This is a genomic window from Pedobacter petrophilus, assembly GCF_009674725.1.
GTDB classification, from domain to species: Bacteria; Bacteroidota; Bacteroidia; order Sphingobacteriales; family Sphingobacteriaceae; genus Pedobacter; species Pedobacter petrophilus.
Window position 1 is genome coordinate 1 of the sequence record NZ_WKKH01000047.1, and the last position, 19105, is coordinate 19105.

11 protein-coding genes are annotated in these 19105 nt (G+C 39.6%); 7 read left to right on the top strand and 4 right to left on the bottom strand.

Translation table 11 applies throughout. From position 1 onward, the window contains the following. The first annotated feature begins 41 nt into the window (after positions 1–41). Both GJU39_RS24215 and GJU39_RS19670 read left to right on the top strand, forming a co-directional pair. The gene (locus GJU39_RS24215; protein ID WP_154282712.1) at positions 42–1673 is read left to right on the top strand and encodes an ATP-binding protein; all 1632 of its coding nucleotides are present in this window, start codon (positions 42–44) and stop codon (positions 1671–1673) included. Then, a complete protein-coding gene (locus GJU39_RS19670; RefSeq protein ID WP_154282713.1) occupies positions 1658–2476 on the top strand; it encodes a response regulator transcription factor in 819 nt (272 codons plus the stop codon). Before GJU39_RS24215 ends, GJU39_RS19670 begins: the two co-directional genes overlap by 16 nt. A gap of 27 nt (positions 2477–2503) precedes the next feature. On the opposite strand, the gene GJU39_RS19675 is transcribed toward GJU39_RS19670, so the two are convergent. Beyond that, the gene (locus GJU39_RS19675; protein WP_154282714.1) at positions 2504–3700 is read right to left on the bottom strand and encodes a Gfo/Idh/MocA family protein; all 1197 of its coding nucleotides are present in this window, start codon (positions 3698–3700) and stop codon (positions 2504–2506) included. Between the two features lie 635 nt (positions 3701–4335). Between GJU39_RS19675 and GJU39_RS19680 the strand changes: the two genes are divergently transcribed. After that, on the top strand, positions 4336–4584 hold the full coding sequence (locus tag GJU39_RS19680; RefSeq protein ID WP_154282715.1) for a hypothetical protein: 249 nt from the start codon (positions 4336–4338) through the stop codon (positions 4582–4584). A gap of 284 nt (positions 4585–4868) precedes the next feature. On the opposite strand, the gene GJU39_RS19685 is transcribed toward GJU39_RS19680, so the two are convergent. Then, entirely contained in the window at positions 4869–5585 is a 717-nt protein-coding gene (locus tag GJU39_RS19685; protein WP_154282716.1) for a DUF4397 domain-containing protein, read from the bottom strand. 318 nt (positions 5586–5903) lie between these two features. On the opposite strand from GJU39_RS19685, the gene GJU39_RS19690 reads away from it, so the two are divergent. Then, positions 5904–6842 (top strand): glycosyltransferase, encoded by a 939-nt coding sequence (locus tag GJU39_RS19690; RefSeq protein WP_154282717.1) that lies wholly within the window; start codon positions 5904–5906, stop codon positions 6840–6842. Positions 6843–7260: 418 nt separating this feature from the next. On the opposite strand, the gene GJU39_RS19695 is transcribed toward GJU39_RS19690, so the two are convergent. After that, positions 7261–8037, bottom strand: coding sequence for a response regulator transcription factor (locus GJU39_RS19695; protein WP_154282718.1), 777 nt, complete (start codon positions 8035–8037; stop codon positions 7261–7263). Further along, entirely contained in the window at positions 8027–11203 is a 3177-nt protein-coding gene (locus tag GJU39_RS19700) for a ligand-binding sensor domain-containing protein (RefSeq protein WP_154282719.1), read from the bottom strand. Before GJU39_RS19700 ends, GJU39_RS19695 begins: the two co-directional genes overlap by 11 nt. 218 nt (positions 11204–11421) lie before the next feature. Between GJU39_RS19700 and GJU39_RS19705 the strand changes: the two genes are divergently transcribed. From GJU39_RS19705 to GJU39_RS19715, 3 genes are all read left to right on the top strand, one after another. After that, positions 11422–13644: an alpha-N-acetylglucosaminidase gene (locus GJU39_RS19705; protein WP_245228025.1), complete on the top strand. Its 2223-nt coding sequence runs from the start codon at positions 11422–11424 to the stop codon at positions 13642–13644. Between the two features lie 407 nt (positions 13645–14051). Further along, positions 14052–17372, top strand: a complete 3321-nt coding sequence (locus GJU39_RS19710; RefSeq protein WP_154282720.1) for a SusC/RagA family TonB-linked outer membrane protein — start codon at positions 14052–14054, stop codon at positions 17370–17372. Positions 17373–17415: 43 nt separating this feature from the next. After that, positions 17416–19077 carry a RagB/SusD family nutrient uptake outer membrane protein gene (locus GJU39_RS19715; RefSeq protein ID WP_154282721.1) on the top strand — a complete coding sequence of 554 codons (1662 nt, stop codon included), beginning with the start codon at positions 17416–17418 and terminating at the stop codon, positions 19075–19077. The last annotated feature ends 28 nt before the right edge of the window (positions 19078–19105 follow it).

Consider the following 19105-nt stretch of genomic DNA (forward strand, 5'->3'; position numbering starts at 1 on the left):
GGACCTTATTAAATTAACTCGGCTAAGGGGGGCTTTTTAAAGTGGTGAAGAGGGGTCAATTTGAAGCGGTTTATCCACACAACACCATTAATGGTATATTTGAAGATAGCAGCAAAAATTTATGGGTGACAACAGATGGCGGAGGGCTTAATCGCTTTAATGTTAAAAAAAATGGTTTCGACATCATCAAGGTGAAAGATGGGCTGCCGAGTAATTTTCTCTTTAAGATTATTGAAGATGATGAAAAAAATCTTTGGATAGCAAGCAGCAGAGGCCTAATAAATTTTAACCCAGCGAGAATGTTGATTAAGGTTTACTCTCGCTCGAGCGGTTTGCTAACCGATCAATTTAACTATAGTTCGGGCTTTAAAGATAACAATGGGTACATTTATTTTGGAAGTGTAAAAGGCTTAATCAGCTTTAACCCCAGATCATTTAAAACCACTAACACTCAACCGCCACTAAAAATTACCGGATTCCAGGTTGATAATGAGGAAATCAGCATTCAAGACAGCTCGGTTTTATTTGAATCCATATTAAGCACGAAAAAAATAGTTCTAAATGATACACAGTCTTCATTTAGTATCGATTTTGCAGCAATCAGCTTTCTTTCTCCAGAAATGACTCAATACGCTTACCGGATGAAAGGCATTAGCGATGATTGGAATTACCTAAAAACCAATCGAAAAGTTTACTTTACTAAGCTATCGGCTGGTCATTATGTTTTCGAAGTAAAAGCGTTAGAAAACGGAAGTATCACTTGGACTTTCGATAATCCCCAATTAGCCATCACCATACTACCGCCATTATATAGAAGTCACCTTGCCTATTTTATCTATGCCATTTTAATATTGTTATTTGTATTGTATCTTTTTAGGTTCTATCACCTGCGAATGGCGAACAAGACTAAACAAAGAATGGAGCGCTTCGAGTACAACAAGGAGAAAGAAATCTACCGCGCTAAGATTGAATTCTTCACCAATATTGCTCACGAAATCCGAACCCCTTTAACGTTGATAAAAGGACCTATGGGTGATTTGATTAAGGATGCTTCAAGTGTGCCATTTATAGAGAAAAAGCTAAGAATGATGGAACGAAACACGGATCGACTTTTCAACCTCACCAATCAGTTGCTTGATTTTCGTAAAACAGAAGTTAATGGATTTTCTTTGAATTTTGTGAAGGCTAATATTTCAGGAGTCCTGCATGAGATTTTCACTATTTTCCAACCTGTTGCTAGAGAGAAGAATCTGACCTATAGATTGATTGTTTCCTCGGCAGATATAGAAGCATATATTGACACAGAAGCGTTCTATAAGATCATAAGTAACCTTATCGATAATGCAATCAAATATAGCGACACACTAATTGAAGTAAAATTATATCTTGCTGAGGATAAGATGGACGTATTTCAGGTTTCAGTAGCAAATGATGGAAAAACCATTCCCGATAATCTCCACACAAAGATATTTGAACCTTTTTTTAGGGCGACTGAAACGCAAATGAAGCAGGGAACAGGAATTGGCTTATCCCTAACTAAATCGCTAACTGAATTACACGGGGGTAATATAATTGTGGTAAATAATGCCTACGGACATAACCTCTTTGTTGTCGAGTTGCCGATACACCAATTAATCGAATTTAACCTAAAAGGTAAATGGAAAAGAAAATAATCCCTAAGCTAAGTATCTCGGAAACAACGGAGGACAAATTTGTTATTTTGCTGGTAGATGATGAAGAAGATATTTTAGAATATGTGGCAGATTTACTTTGCGAAAAATACCATGTGTTAACAGCAGCAAGTGGAGAAGAAGCCCTGGAACGACTCCATCAGGAAATCATTCAGCTAGTAATTAGCGATGTGATGATGCCAAAGATGGACGGTTATGAACTGTGTGAGAAAATTAAATCTAATTTCGAGTACAGCCACATACCTGTAATACTGCTTACCGCAAAAACTGGTCTACAGGCAACGATTGATGGGTTGGAAATGGGTGCTGATGCATATGTGGAAAAACCATTCCATTCGGATTTCCTGCTGGTTCAAGTCGCCTCATTACTCAAGAACAGGAATAAAATAAAAGCGTACTTTGCAAGCTCGCCGCTTATCCATATCAAAAGCATGGCCTATACCAAAGGTGATGAACTTTTTCTTGAAAAACTTCAAAACCTAATTAATGACCGAATTGATGACCCTGGATTAAATGTTGATTATCTCGCAGACAGAATGAATATGAGCCGACCAACACTATACCGGAAAATAAAATCTATCTCCAACCTTAGCAGCAATGAGCTCATAAGCATCACCAGGCTAAAGAAATCTGCTGAATTACTCAGCCAAGGCGTGCTGAAAATATATGAAATTTCTCAAATGGTTGGTTTTAGTTCTCACAAACATTTTGGGAGAACTTTTTTCAAACAGTTTGGAATGTCTCCAAAAGAATATGTACAATCCAGACAGGTAAGTGGGCATTAGCAGGTTGTTAAATGCTTAAAAGATTATTTACACGTCAAAGTCCTTATTCCAAAGAATCTTTTTTTTGGTATATAGCGCCTCATTCGCCAGATGAACGCTTATAGCAGTTCTTGCGCCAGTTAGTACATTGCTGTCCGGAGTTGAGCCGTCCAGGATACGCTTGTGAAAATCTTCAAATGCATAGACTGTACCATCCAGTGGCTTTTGCAGTAAAATAGGAAAACCCCCATCTTTATCCCAACCAATTTTGCTCGCACCTGTTACACCATCTATAATTTCCTTCGATGGCTGGGTCTTTTTTTCTGGATAAAACATTCCTTGGTCAATTAATAAAGATACTGTTCCAAGAGTGCCTTTAATTTTAAAAAGGTATCCATCTCGTGCATTACCACACATTGAACCAAAGTTTCCGATAAGTCCGATTTTGGAATATCTTAGCATCACTTGGACATTATCATATGTCTCCCTTCCATCCTTGTAGACATCAATGCCACCTGTGGCAAAAAATTCGTCAGGGTGTGTATCGAAAAGCCAGTTTATGAAGTCAATTTGATGGGACAATAATTCAGCGACCAGCCCCCCGGAATAAGCCTTGTACATCCTCCAATTCACAGCACGCTCAAGATTTTTGTTTGGAACTTCTCTACGCCAACTGCCATTCCTGTCCCATCTGCAGTCCACCTGGGTAATCTTTCCCAAACTTCCCTTCTCAATCATCTCCTTCACGCGATAGTACAATGGAGAATAGCGGTACTGGTGCCCAACTTGCAGAATTTGCCGTTTTCTACCTCTCATTAAGCCAACTAGATTAATAGATTGCTGAATATCGTAAGTCATGGTTTTTTCCAAATAGAGGTGACATCCGCTTTTGATAGTTTCGACCGCGATGGGATAATGCAGATATAATGGTACGGCAATCACAACCGCATCAAGTTTTTCAGAACTTAACATTTGACCGTAATCTTTATATGTTTTCCAGCTCGCACTTCCGCTAATTTTTTTAGCACTCTCTAACCGGAAATCAAGAACATCACATACTGCTATGATTCGATACTTATCTGGCATTTTGTTAAGAATGTGTATTATTCCCTTTCCGCGGTCTCCACAGCCGATAATTGCTATACGAATTGGAGGCACCTCAAGATTAACTGCGTTTAGCTTATTGGCAGCTAGTAATCCTCCAGCAAGTATGCTGCTATTTTTCAAAAAAACTCTTCTCTCCATTTAAAATATCTCTTTGAATTTGTAATTGTATCAGAACAATATTTTTAGTAAATTATATAACACCAAACCCTCATGATCATCCATAACTAAATGAGACAATTTTTAAATGGTTAACGTTAGGATCATATCTTTAAATATTTCAACTGGCAAATTAAAATAAAATAAATTTTGGTTTTGCTCATTTTTTAGCAATTCCGTCTCTATATCAGTATTTACTTCCACCAGGCTTGCATTCAGTACATAGCTAACACTGCCTTAAAAGCTGTTCCTAACGAATACACCAACTTCTTTAGCTTATAATCGTCACAATAAATTACATCTCCAACCATTATTTTTTTGACTTTATAATTGATGTGGTCTTGAATGAGCAAATGACATGGTGCCATTATCAATTATTATTCCGCGAAGTAGCATGTTCTTGATTAATTTTCTAAATCCACATCGATCTCAAAACACTACCTGTAAGCTTTTTAACTTTCAGGAAGATTTTAATCTCTAAAAATTTCGTTGGTACTTACCAACCTAATATCATCAATAGCTTAGATTTTCTTGGCAACTTTGGTAATCAACCAAAATCAATAATTAATAGTCAGTTAGCAAATCATATTGACCGCCTTCGACATTTAAAACTAGTTATGGAAACCAAAAAAACAAAGAATAAAGTCCTGAAAGTAGACAAGAAATTTGTATCACAATTGCCAGAAAAAGACTTAGACCATTTTAGCTTCAAAGATTGTTTAACAAAACAAAATGATGCGGCATCAATCAATCCAAAAGATTTTACTTCCCAAAAATGTCAAAAACACACTCAAGGAGACACAAAACAATTGGAAAATAGTGAAAACAATATCATAAAAATAAAGAAGATAAATTACCAAATTTAATAGTTAAAATCATTGTTAAATCCACTCTCGAACAATTATAGGGAAAAGAAAGCAATTAGATATTTAAGATTCAGCGATAAAAAACAAAGTGAAAATTCGATAGAGAGAACATATATTACCAACTTTTTTATGCAGAAATACTACGTATTTTAATTTCTTTTAGACCTCCCTATATTTTCAAACTAACTTTTATAAAGGGTGGACTCATGATGAGCAAACGCCTTGATGTAAAAAAAAGCCTGGGGCAAAGCAGCTCCAGGCCTAAGTAGGAAAGAATTTTATCCTTAGTGTGCTGAAACCTTAAGGCTTATTTTCTGAGTATCAACTGTCGTGGCATTTAATCCTTTAGCCCAAACCGAATAGACAAATCCTTTTTTAAGCTCTACATCAGGCAAAGTAGATAGTACTTGTCCCGTGGCTTTGTCCTTCAAGAGTAGTGTGGCTTTTGCATTATCAGTTATGTATTTAAACGGAGTAGCTGTCTTGAAGGCCCTGTCACTAAACGTTGTGGTATCACCTTGTATTTCTAAATTATAAGATGGCGCATCGGGGGAAAGGTTGATAAACCGAACTTGCGCCTTTTCAGTATTCCTTTCCAAAAAGGCATCTTTTAACAATAGTACGTCTGCTGTCTGAGACTGATTAACCAAGAAAAGTGAATAATATACGCTTTCGGATAAGTCTACCTCTTTGTCTATCAACGTTGCCGAAGCATTTGCTGTAGTGACTTTTACCATTCTTTTACCAAGGAAAGCTTCCACATAATTGAGTTTATTGCCAAATGGTAGACCTTCGATGTTCACTTTTTTACCTCCCAGATAAAAATCAAGTGGTGTCGCATCGGGAAGAGCATTAAATACAGAAACCGCGCAAATTGGCTGTAGTGGCTGGTTATCATATTTTTTACAGCTATAAAAGATAGTAATTGTTGAAAGGGTTAAAAATGCAAAGAATAAATTTTTTCTCAATGTTTTCATGCCGATGTTTTTCGTGTTGTTCATGTGAATTTTAATGATTTAGTTTTAAGCTAAAACGCAGAAACTTCATTCAACGCAACAGGTCAATTAATAAAAATCTGAAATCTATGAACCTAATCTTTTTCTGTAGCGTAAAAGATTAGATAAAACTAAAGCAATTCTTATTTACTCTAAATTTCTTTAAAACAAAATGAGCACTATAATGGAAAAATTCAAGGACGCTGTTGCGTTTAGACCATTAAAACCGTTCAGATATTAATTCTACAAGACAGATGCCTTTTGTTTCAGTTGCGTGGTTAAAATGGTTCCATCAAAAATTAATATAATAACATTTAAATAATTATGATAAGTCTGATAATTGCCTCAGCAAATCCAGAGTATTTAAAAAAACTTAAAGACAACATTGCCCAAACTATTGGTGTGCAATATGAGCTGCTTATTACTGACAATAAAAATCAGAAAAAGGGCCTTTCACAAATGTATAATGAGGCAGCAAGCCTTGCTAAATTTGAGCTTTTATGCTTTATGCACGAAGACATCGAATATATGACCTACGGTTGGGGACGGATTTTAATTGACACCTTTGCCTCGCGTACCATCGGTCTTTTGGGCGTCGCAGGTTCGACCTACAAGTCTTTAACTCCTTCAATGTGGGTAGCAGATGGAATACTTGGGGATCCAGTAAGGGTAAATATGATCCAGCATTTCAAGTACACCTCTGTCAGCCCTATCCAACACCGGATAAATCCTCTGAAAGAACAATTATCTCAGGTAACTACCATTGATGGGGTATGGATGTGCATGCCCAGGTATGTATTTGAGCAGCATCGCTTTGATGAAGAACTTCTACCCGGTTTTCACGGTTATGATCTTGATCTGTCCTTACAAATTGTTGGCTCCTATCCGATATATGTTACGCATGAAATTTTGATAAGCCACTTTTCAGAGGGTAATCCTGGAAGAGATTGGATGGATACGATTCTTAAAGTACACCAAAAACACCTTGCAAAACTGCCTTTGAATTATGCTAAACTACCCCAACCCATAATGCGAACAAGTGAAAAAAACGCACTTAAAGTGTTGCTTTTAGACCTTAGGCGATTAGGTTATAGTCTCCCTTTTCGACTAGCTATTATGCATCGATTTAAATTTTACAAAGTTTTATCAGTTATTGAATTCATAAAATTTTATCATAAAATTCTGTTCAACAAACTTGTTCAAAAGAAAACAGGCAATTATAAAATATCAAATGAAGCTATACCAAATGAAATAATCTGTTAGGCAACCAGCGCTTCAGTAGCAGTCAATTTGCCCACGCTTTATCTGGAGTTTAAGGGTTGTCCCTGGGCATCCCTACAAATTAATTTGTCATCTTTTTTCTCTTACCATGATATAAAAAAGCAAAGGCCTTGGTATTATAATTGTGTTTTTGAGTGAGTTCATCATAATGAGGGGGGTTATGCGACATCGTTGTTGTGATTTAGGTTTTTGGTTTTGGTGGTCAGATTTTAGTTATCTATATATGAGCCCAATTAATTGATAAAGGTGCTGATTCTATTAAATTACCAAAGTTTCGAAGAAAAATTGTATGAGCCATTGAGCTTCAACAGAGATGATACCCGTTAGAAAAATTAGCTGTTATATTTCATTTGGCTGTATCAGATTACCTCCATTAAAAGATTGGGAATCTGTTGGTAGGTTACTCATCACGAATTGCTTTGGGTAACGATCCGGCATATTCTAATGCATTCATTTTATAGTATTTGAAAAAATTACGACTAAATAAACTTTGTGAACTATAGCCGACCATCACACTAACTTCGTACAAGGTATACCGATTCTCTGCAATAAGGCTTGCCGCTTTTTTTAGCCGTGTAATATCGATAAGCTCCTTTGGTGTCAGTGAAGATAAGGCTTTAACCTTCCTGTAAAAGGTTGGCCGACTCATGAACATATGATCGGCAAGGCTAACCATATCAATATTTGGATTCTTAAGATTTTTTCGAATGTATTCATCCAATTTCTGAAGAAAAATCTCATCAGCTTTTGAGTGGGCCATCACACGCACATCTTCGAAGGGAACGCTGGCGAAATGATCTTTGATTTTTGTACGGTTTAGTAGCAAACTGGCAACCTGTATTTTAAGGAGTTCTTCAGAAAAGGGTTTTGGAATATAGGCATCTGCCCCATGTTCCAGTCCTTCAATATGTGCACGAATACCATTCATTGAGGTTAACAGAATGATAGGTATATGGCAATAAGCAACATCTGACTTAATTAATCGACATAACTGGAAGCCATCCATTCCAGGCATCATTACGTCCGATATGATAAGGTGAATCACCTGTTCATCTAATAATTTTTTAGCTTGCTCGGCATTTGTTGCAAGGTGCACGAGGTAATCTTCTTCTAAAATATCCTTGAGAAGGATTAGTAAATCCTGATGGTCATCAATGACTAAAATACTATTTTTCATATACATCAATCTTTTTCCAGACTCCTAAATTAAATTCGTATCGCTGGTGTATGGGTAAGGTTAAAACAAAAATAATTTTATCTGTTTTGCCTGAGGTTAAGCTAAGGGTTCCCTCATGTAGGTCTGTTAGAGATTTGGCCAAAGGAAGGCCAATTCCAGTTCCCGGTTTATCGGTAGTTTTGAGCCTGAAAAATGGTTGGAAGATCTTCTCCTGGTATTCCTCGGGAATCGATTTTCCGTCGTTTTCAAACGAAACGGAAAAATACGCTCCTGCTGCAGGATGCAGGCTGATTTCAGCTCTGGAACGTGCGTACTTTATGGCATTACTAATTAAGTTATTACATATTTTAATAAATGCTTCTCGGTCTACAAAAGCGGTAAAGCTCTTTTCCGGTAGATTAACATTGAGGTTGATGTTGTTCTCGATCGCAAGATCCTGAAATGAGTCAGTAATTTCCAGAATTGATTGGCTGATTTCAACATTGACAAAATTCAATCCAAATTGTTCAATCTCGGTCTGACGGAAATCTAACAACTGGCTAGTCAAATCTACTAGGCGGGTAGTGTATTTATTAATCATTAATAGGCTTTTATTTAGCCCTGGGTGGTCTTCTGTCTGTTTTAATAAGCGAGATACAGGCACACTTATCATGGTTAGGGGAGTCTGAATCTCATGGGCAATATGAGTAAAAAATTCAATCTTCGCTTGATAAACCTCTTTTTCCTTTTGATGTTCAAACAGCTTCAATTCTGCCATATTTCGCTTACGTTGATAAGCGTGGTATTGACGCATCAAAAAATAAGCGATTGAAAGAGTAAAAATTACATACAATAAGTAGGCTGTTCCGCTTCTCCAAAAAGGTGGCAGGACTTCAATATATAAACTGCGTTCTTTACCCGCCCACGTTTCTACATTACTATTCGCCTTTACAGTAAGGGTATAACGCCCTGGGGAAAGATCTGTAAAATAGGCTTTACGGGTTGTATTAGAATATGTCCATTTTCGGTCTAATCCATTCATCCGATACTGGTAACGGGTGGCTTTTGCGGAACTAAAGTTCAAAGCAGCAAATTCAATACTAAAATTGCGCTGGCTGGGGCTGAGTATGAGGCTATCAGTATGGGTGATTGATTTAATCAGCGGACTATTAACATCACCGGGATTAACTTCATTGTTATTTATCTGTAGACTGGTAAAATAAGTTTCAGGTGCTCGCTCCCTTTGATGCAATTGCTTAGGGTCAAAAGCTATGAGCCCTTTGACCGAGCCGAAATACAATCTACCTTGGGCACTTTTAGATGCAGAATTAAAATTAAATTGATTGGTAATTAAGCCATTGGCCTGGGTATATACTTTTATTTGGTAGCTAGTCAGGTCCAGACACACCAGGCCATTGCTCGACCCTATCCACAATCGCCTGTTATCATCCTCCATCATCCCATGAAGGACATTGCTTGGCAATCCATTCCTGGTAGTGAATTTTCTGAAAGTTTTACGATCCGGGGCCAAACGAATTAAACCAGCACCAACTGTTGTGAACCATATCGCGTGAGAGCTGTCTTCCAGAATGAAATGTACTGATGATTCATTTTTGGGGTCACCAAACACGATTTTACCATGACGTCCAGTCTTAGGATTGATATAGACGGTGGTTTGGGACTTCAAGCCTGCCCATAACATTCCTTGGTGATCCTGAAGAATATGATATATTGTACTCCCTAGGGGAATTTGCTTAAAACGAGTAAACTTTTTTTTATTTTTATGATAGCGGTATAAGCCGCCATAGTCACCTGTTGTTCCCAGAACCAGATTGCTGTCTCTCATCAGGCACATGCTTAAAACAAAATCACTACCATCCTCACCAGCTTCATTCACGATTTTATACCGTTCCCTGATCTGTCCTGTTCTCTTATCCATAACCTGCATACCATGGTAATATGATCCAATGAAAAGTTCATTTCCGGATCCCAGCAGGCTATGGATGTTAGAATAAAAACCATTATCTAATTTCGGATTAGATAGGTAATTGGTAATTTCCTTTGTTCTGATGTCTAAACGGTTTAGTCCTGCATCTTCGGTTCCGATGTATAAAAATTGGTTTTGATCATTCCATAATTCGCTGACCGCGTCTCCCGAGAGACTGTTTTTCAGTGGTATTGAGTAAAATTTTTCAAATTTTGCATTCTGCTGGGAGTGATAATTCAATCCGCCGAAATATGTGCCTACCCACATATCACCAGCCTTATCTTTATAAACCGAATAAATTGCATTATCTGATATTGCAAAAGGGTCGCCTAGTTTTTTTACGGATCTAGACAGGAGATGTTTTTTCAGGTCATAAATGTACAGCCCATTTTCGGTAGCTATCCAATATTCATCTCCTTTGCTCCTGCAGATGTCTCGGACCATCACCCGATTATCGGTGCCGTTGCGAAGAGGGATAGTATCAATTTGTTTCGTTCTGGAGTGGTAGGTAATAAGACCCTGCTTATGTCCGATAAATGTTAAATCTTTACTTATTGGGTAGATTTCAGTGATCGCCCGCATATTTGGAGCGGTATCTGTACCAATTATTCGTGTTTTGGTAATGGCTTTGGTTGTGGTATTGCAGGTGAAAAAGATTCCGTCATAATTACCAAGCAGCAAATTACCATCAAAGTTCAACGCTATCCGAGATACATGTATTTTGAGATCTTCTATTTTATTGGTAGTCTGGTCATAACAATATAAGCGGTTCTGCCCGAGTAGCCATACCTTATTTTGGCGATCGATCACAAAGCCATTAATGTAAACCTGAGGCGCCACGCTTAAAGATGTGAGCACCTCTGTTAAAGGATCATATTTAAATATCCCTCTGCCGGTACCTATCCAAAGTATGCCTTTTTTATCTTCACAGATAGAGGTAATGAAATTATTCCAGAGGTTACCACGCTGGCCGGTCCGGTTGTTAAAAGATTTGAATGAGTAACCATCAAAGCGCATCAATCCCCCGCGGGTACCTATCCAGATAAAGCCATAATGGTCCTGGGTAATGCTACTGACTGAGTTATTGACTAATCCATCATCTGTTTCAAAATGCTTGAAGTAATGAGGCTGTCCCTGAGAAGGAAATGGAGCTAAATATAGCCCTAAAATCGTGCAAAGAATTAATAATATGCGGCTCATAGGTGGTTATTTCAAATATAATTGAATTTCCATGAAATGTCAGCTATTTGAAGAAAAATGAGTTGTGTTAATGGCTAGTGTTTTTGCAATAGCGATGAGAAAGGGATGCTTAAAGCCTTTTTTAAGTTGTTACCTTAAAAATTTGAGACGATTAGCCTAACTTTTGAGCAAAGCATGCTGTGGATTCCCTATTATATTTGGTGTGACCAATAATTTGTATGAGCCTCACAATGACTGTTAAATCTTTCCTATTCACTTTATTTATGTTTGGTCTTTTGCATTCAGTAAAAGCGCAAACGACTGTTGATTCTTCCATCGCGCTGATTAAACGGGTCTTACCTGCCCATGCTCATCGATTCAGAGTGGAGACACTAAAATCAACCAAAAGCACAGACCGCTTTGAGCTGGAGAGCCGAAATGGGCAAATCATTTTAAGGGGAAATAATGGGGTATCTATAGCTTCAGCGCTATATCACTACATTACTGAGTACGCCGGGGGCCAGCTGACCTGGAATGGCAGTAATCTAAAGATGCCGTCAAATTTACCTATGCTCAAGCATAAAGTGATTAAAGAAACGCCCTATAATTTTCGTTATTATCTAAATTACTGCACTTTCAATTATACTATGAGCTGGTGGGACTGGCCCAGGTGGGAAAAGGAAATTGACTGGATGGCCCTACATGGGATTAATATGCCACTGGCGATTACCGGTCAGGAGTATACCTGGTACTTAGTATACAAAGAACTCGGTTTTAGTGATCAGGAGCTAAAAAACTTCTTTACTGGTCCGGCCTACTTGGCCTGGTTCTGGATGGGAAATATGGACGCTTGGGGCGGACCATTGCCATTACGATGGATGAAAAGCCATATGGAATTACAACAAAAGATTCTTACCCGTCAGCGCGCGCTAGGCATGAAACCTATACTGTCAGCATTCACTGGACATGTACCGCCCGCTTTTTCGAAAAAATTTCCCAATGCAAAACTTAAGACAACCAATTGGAATAATGGATTTGCTGATAATTACATCCTTGATTCAGAAGATCCTTTATTCAACCGGATAGGTAAAATGTTTCTAAAAAAGCAAACTGAGCTTTTGGGTACTGATCATTATTACTCGGCGGATACTTTCAACGAGAATGAACCTCCAACCAATGAACCTGAATATCTGGGCAAATTAAGTGCACGCGTATATGATGCAATGCATCAGGCAGATAGCAATGCGGTTTGGGTGATGCAAGGCTGGCTGTTTTACGCGGACCGTAAATTCTGGGGCAAAGCGCAGACCGAGGCTTTACTTAAATCGGTACCGGATGATAAGATGATTATCCTTGATCTTGCAGCCGAGGTAGAGCCGATATGGAAGCGTACAGAAGCGTTCTATGGGAAGCCTTGGATTTGGTCGATGGTGAATAATTTTGGTGGAAATACCAATATCTTTGGACGAATGGAGGAGGCTGCAACTGGCCCTTCCAAGGCGCTCCAGAGTACTCAGTCTGGTAGATTAACAGGAATAGGACTCACAATGGAAGGTATCGAACAAAATCCAGTCATTTATGAACTCTTCACAGCCAATACATGGACAAGGGATAGTATTAACTTAAACGAGTGGCTGCCAAAATATGTCCGCAACCGGTATGGTACAGTCAATAAGCAGGGGCTGAAAGCCTGGAGCGTACTTCGGGGTACGGTCTACACAGTACCTAAAGATAAATACATTAGGGATGGGGCGGAATCAATTTTGCAGGCCAGGCCGACTTTAGATTCTACAACCCAATGGACCAAGACTAAACTCAATTATAATCCGAAGGATCTCCTGCCCGCCTGGCATGCACTGGTCGCTGCCGCAGATGAGTTAAAAAAAAGTGAAGGTTTCCGTTTTGACTTGATAGATGTGAGCAGGCAGGTGCTGGCCAACTATGCGCTGGTCGTTCATCAGAAATGGGTCACGGCTTACCGGGCAAAAGACGCGCAAAAATTTAAATTATATAGTGATGAGTTTATTAGCCTGATCGAAGATATGGATGGAATGCTAGCATCGCACCCGGATTTTTTATTAGGCAAGTGGGTGGCACAAGCCCGCAGGTGGGGCAGTACTGATGAAGAACGAAACTTATATGAGCAGAATGCTAAAAACCTGATTACCCTTTGGGGAGACAAAGACGCTATTTTACATGAGTATGCTTGTCGGCAATGGAGCGGGCTGTTGAATGATTATTACAAGCCTCGCTGGACACAGTTTTTTTCTGCACTTAGCTTAGACTTGCAGGGTAAAAAATCTTTGGATAACAAAGCTTTTACACGGCAAATTAAGGTATGGGAGTGGGAATGGGTAAATGCCAGAAAAGATTATCCTGTTGCAGTTCAGGGAAATACCATTGACCAAGCTAAAAAGATATATACCAAATATAGCAAAGTCATAGACGGCAGTTATCAATAGGATATGGTTATTCAATTTTTGGACTCGTATCTTCGCTATAATGAGACGATTAAGAAAATGATTGAGCAAAAGTAATCCGCCAAACTGCTTTAATTTGAGTTATAAACCAAATATCATTGTAAAGCTAAGGTCACTCCTACTTTTAAAAATAAATTTTAAGCAAGTTTTCCATTCCGTAAAAGTCGAGTCTACTAACATTTAATACCGAGCAAAGTATATCATAACCAAAGGCCTGTGGCCAAAATCACGATCAAAATAAACTTCACATAAAAAAATGGCAGGCGAATGAAATAAAAATTTACTATTCAAATCAGGAAAAAATTTACAATTTTCCCCAGAACAAGCTTAATCCCGGCTACCGGAAGAAGGCACTAACCAACTAATAACCCCCTTATGAGATTTCAACTATGAAGAAAGAACGCATGTATCTGGTTCGTTCTGTAAAACTACCTATGTTTTTTCAGCACGTATTTAAGCCTGAATTCTGGATCCTATTAATAACCTGCGCCTGTTTACCGGCTTATGGCCTTACAACTAAAAGAAAAGAAACTCCTTTATTTAAAGATGAAAAATTAATGATGGCCAAAAAGACCAAAGGGCTGTCTTTTTTCCCGTTTGTGGACATCACCGTAAAAGGTAAAGTTGTGGATGATAAAGGAGAAACAATGCCTGGGGTAACCATCAAGATAAAAGGCTCCCAATTAGGAGCAACAACAAACAACAATGGAGAATTCAGTTTTTCTGCGCCCGAAGGGGCCATACTTACGGTATCATTTGTTGGATACAAAACACTCGAAATCCCAGCTGCTGCAAATATGACCATCAAGCTCTTCAGTGAAGCAAGTAATCTGGATGATGTAGTTGTGCTGGGCTTTGGCTCTACACAAAAGCGTAGCGAGCAAACCGCTGCTTATAGCACACTCTCAGGAAAGGAGCTCCTAAAAGCGCCGGTTCCTGATATGACCAATGCACTTATCGGAAAAATTCCGGGTGTGGTGACGCGTCAGGGAAGCGGAGTACCAGGAGAAAACGCTGCAGACATTTTTATCCGGGGCCGCTCTTCTGCTAATTCCGCAGCGCTAATCATTGTAGATGGGGTAGAACGAACTTCTTTTGGAAACATTGACCCTAATGAAATTGAATCCATCAGCGTATTAAAAGATGCCTCTGCAACCGCGTTATATGGTATTAAAGCAGGTAATGGTGTAATCGTTATAACCACTAAAGTTGGTAAAGCAGGCCCCTTTAGGATTTCCTATTCAGGTGGAGTAGGTCTGGTAAGTTTAACGGGCCTGCCCAATACGGTAAATGCCTTTGATGCCGCTAGTTACACAACTGAAGGAGAAAACAACCTGATTGCTGCCGGACTGTTTACGCCTGCACAGAGAACTTTTCAGGATTCAGAACTCATTAAGTTCAAAGATGGTTCCGACCCGCTCCGCTATCCGGATGTCAACTGGTATAAAGCGGTAACCAAAGAAAACTGGTTAAGAACCCAGCATAACCTGAACTTTAGCGGCGGCAGTAAATTTGCGACGTTTTTTATTTCCCTGGGTTATTTGTTTGAAGACGGGATGTTTAAAAACTTTCAGCCCATTAATGGCTATAGAACTTCGAATTCTTTTACGCGATATAATTTCCGGAGCAATTTGGATTTTAACCTAAGTAAATCAACTGTTTTCAGTATCAAATTCGGTGGCCGAGTGGAAGATACGTTTGGTATACGTGGCGGGGTAGCCGGAACTGGCGATACCGGCGGAACTACGGCGATTATCAGCAGGTTATTGGCTATTCCAGCCTGGGGAGTTCCATTTTTTCCAGAGTATACCAGCAGAGCTACGCCGGAATTGGCCGCTTTGGATGATTTGTACAATAATATTGAAAATCCCCGAATTGGGGTGAATACCTTTAACCCCTACTCTCAGTTGACCCGAAACGGATATTTCAACAGAATCAATAATACCATAGAAAGTGTATTTGTACTTAATCAAAAGCTCGATGTGATTACCAAAGGATTAAGCTTTAAGGGTACATTAGGACTTGATGCTTTTATTATCGGCGTTCGGGCGCAGTCGGGCAGTTACGCGAAATATCAGGTTGATCCGGTGACAGGCGAGCTGATCCCTTTTTCTGGCTTTTTTAATGATAACCTTGGCGGGGTTAATAGTAGCCGTGATGGATACAATAAAACAAATATTCAACTGGGCTTCAATTATGACCGTGAGTTCAGTAAACACCGAGTATCCATACTGGCGCTTGCTCAGAGGGAAGTACGCGGGGTTCAACGCAATATAGCCAACGCACCATTTGCTAACCAGGGTCTAGTATTAAGTACAAAATACAACTATGCAGGCAAATATTTTGTGGAATTCAACGGGGCTTACAATGGATCAGAAAACTTTGCAGCTGGTAAACGTTATGGTTTTTTCCCATCGGTTTCCGCAGCGTATAATGTGAGCGAGGAAAAATTCTTAAAAAATATCCACTGGTTGTCATTTCTAAAAATCAGAGGATCCTGGGGAAGAACAGGTTATTCTAATCCGGCAGTCACAGGAGAAACCCGCTTCTTATACAATAGCAACTTTACCAGTGGCGGGGGTGGTGTGAATGCCAATGGCGGGATTTCAGGGGCTAACAACATTGTATATTTTGGAAACGGCACAAGTGCGACAGCAAATTCGGTCGTCTTTCAGAGTCAATTTGGAAACCCGGATATCACTTGGGAAAACTCTGTTAAAAGAGATCTGGGGATTGAGGCTAGCTTTTTCAAAAACCGACTAAAGTTAACCGCTGATGCTTATGATGAAGACCGAACCCAGATTGCATTGCGTCGTACGAATTCCGCGCCGCTAATCTATGGAGCGACATTGCCGATTGTCAACTACGGAGCTAATTATAATAAGGGATATGACTTGGAACTCTCTTATAATAATTTAGGTAACAATTTTAATTATGGCATCAATATTCAATATTCTCGATACAGAAACCGGGTGGTCATTAACGATGAGGCTTTTAATTTACCAGCTTATCAAAGTCTTTTAGGAACACGCCTTGGACAATTTGTTGGCTATCAAGTGATTGGCTTTTACCAGAATGCTGCTGATATCGCCGCAAGCCCAGTTAATAACGCAACCGGTGTTCGAGTGATTCCGGGAGATTTAAAATATCAGGATACCAATGGGGATGGAACAGTTGACTCACAAGACAGGGTTACTATAGGTGGCACAGATATTCCTCAAGGCATATTGGGGGTTGAACCAACGGTAAGCTATAAAGGAATATCGCTATCAGCTCTTTTCCAGGGTGCTTTTGAAGTGAATTCTGCTGTTTTGCCCTATGACCCGGGACGTTCGCAAGTCTATACACCAATGCTTGGCAGATGGAAATCGCCGGCAGATAATGAAACTGCAAGTTGGCCGGTTGCCAAACCAACAAATTATCCCAACAATCCCAGTTATGTGTTGAACTCTTTCCTGTTGCAAAATTCTAGTTATGTTAAGCTACGAAATGTGGAACTTGCCTATCAGTTTCCATCAACACTTGCAAAAAGTCTGAATGTACAAAGCATAAGGGTTTCACTGACTGGTCAGAATCTATACACTTGGACTAAATTCAAGGGTGGTCTTGATCCGGAAATTGCCAACGGAGCTACCGCAGGTGGACTATCCAATTCCAACATTTACCCCTTATCCAAAGTATACAACTTTAGTGTTAATGTTCAATTCTAATTCGAAGCATATGTTTAAAAAGATATTTACCGGTTGTCTATTAATGATATTACTAGGCCAGGCAGGTTGTAAAAAAGACTTCCTACAATTGGATTTGGGCACTACCCTGCCCGAAGAAAAAGTTTTTGCAGATCCCTTGCTAACTACTCGCTTTGCCGATAATGCATACAATTTCATGATTGATGATTATGGTCGTTTGCAGGATACTTACAAAGGCACCACCGGACAGCTAACCGATGAGGCGACAGGGGTAGTAATCAGTTTAGCTCCTATTTGGGCGGGCAATTATTTGGTCGCAAACACCGAAATTGCCAGTACATATCCCCGGATGTATCAAGGCATACGGATTGTAAATACCGTTCTGGCTAATATAGATAAGGTTCCCTGGTCGGGCAGCATGTTTAATCCAAAGTTAGTTCGTGCACAAATGCTTTTTCTGCGTGCAATGTTTTATTTTGAACTCATCAAGCGTTACGGGGGCGTAATTATCGCCGATAGGCCATTTACCCCTACCGAAGACATCGACTTGCCAAGAAGCAGCTATCAGCAAACGCTGGACTTTATTCTCAAAGACCTTAAAGATGCTGAAGATATTCTAAAAGTGGAATCCTCACTCAATTATTCTCCGGCTACAGATTGGGATGCGGGAAACTTTGGCCGGCCGACTGTAGGTGCGGTTAAGGCTTTACGCGCGAGATTATTAATGCTCGATGCTAGCCCATTGCATAACGCCTCTGGCGATCCGGCCAAATGGGCTATCGCAGCCGCGGCATCAAAAGAGATTATCGATATGAGCAAATATGCCCTGCAACCCGATTACAATACTTTGCTTAATGTGGACACCTCTCCGGAATATATCATGATAAAGGTACGAGCACCCAGGCAAATGGGCGGTTCTAGTTTTCCAAATGATTTTGTGATGTCTCCTGGCTCGGGTGGCGCACAGGGTTTACTCAATCCGACCCAAAATCACGTGGATTTATATGAAGCGGTTAAGCGCAATACATCCACCGGACCTATTGTTAGCAGTGCACCGATAAATGCCGCAGGCTCTGGTTATGATCCGCAGAACCCCTATGCGAACCGTGATCCCCGCTTTTATGCAAATATCATTTACCACAATATGAGCTGGCAGGGGCGCCAGATCCAAATGTATGAAGGAGGAAGTGATTTTAGAATCGGAACAAATACCTTCACTAGAACGCGCTATTATTGCAAAAAATTATGGCCTGAAGTGTACCGAGCAGGTGCAACTGCACGCAGTCTAATAAATTACATTTATTTCCGTTACGCTGAAGTGCTTTTAAATTATGCTGAAGCAATGAATGAGGCAAATGGTCCGGGCGTTGAAGTTTACCAAAATATTAACCTGGTAAGGGCCCGTGCTGGTATGCCAGGTCTGCCAGCAGGGCTATCCAAAAATGATATGCGTACCCGTATACAAAATGAAAGAGCAGTTGAATTTGCTTTCGAGGATATTCGCTGGTGGGATATCATGCGATGGAAGAAAGGTCCCGAGTTGGTTTCACAGACCCTTACCGCGATGAACGTTTTGAGGGTTGGAAATGGCTTTAGTTATTCCATTGTTCCCGTTGAGGCAGCTTATCAGCGAACGGCTTTTCAGGAGCGTCAATATTTATATCCGATTCCATTGACTGAGGTGAATAAGTCCAAAGGAATTTTAATTCAAAACCCAGGCTGGTAAATCAATGACCATTACTTACAACAATCAA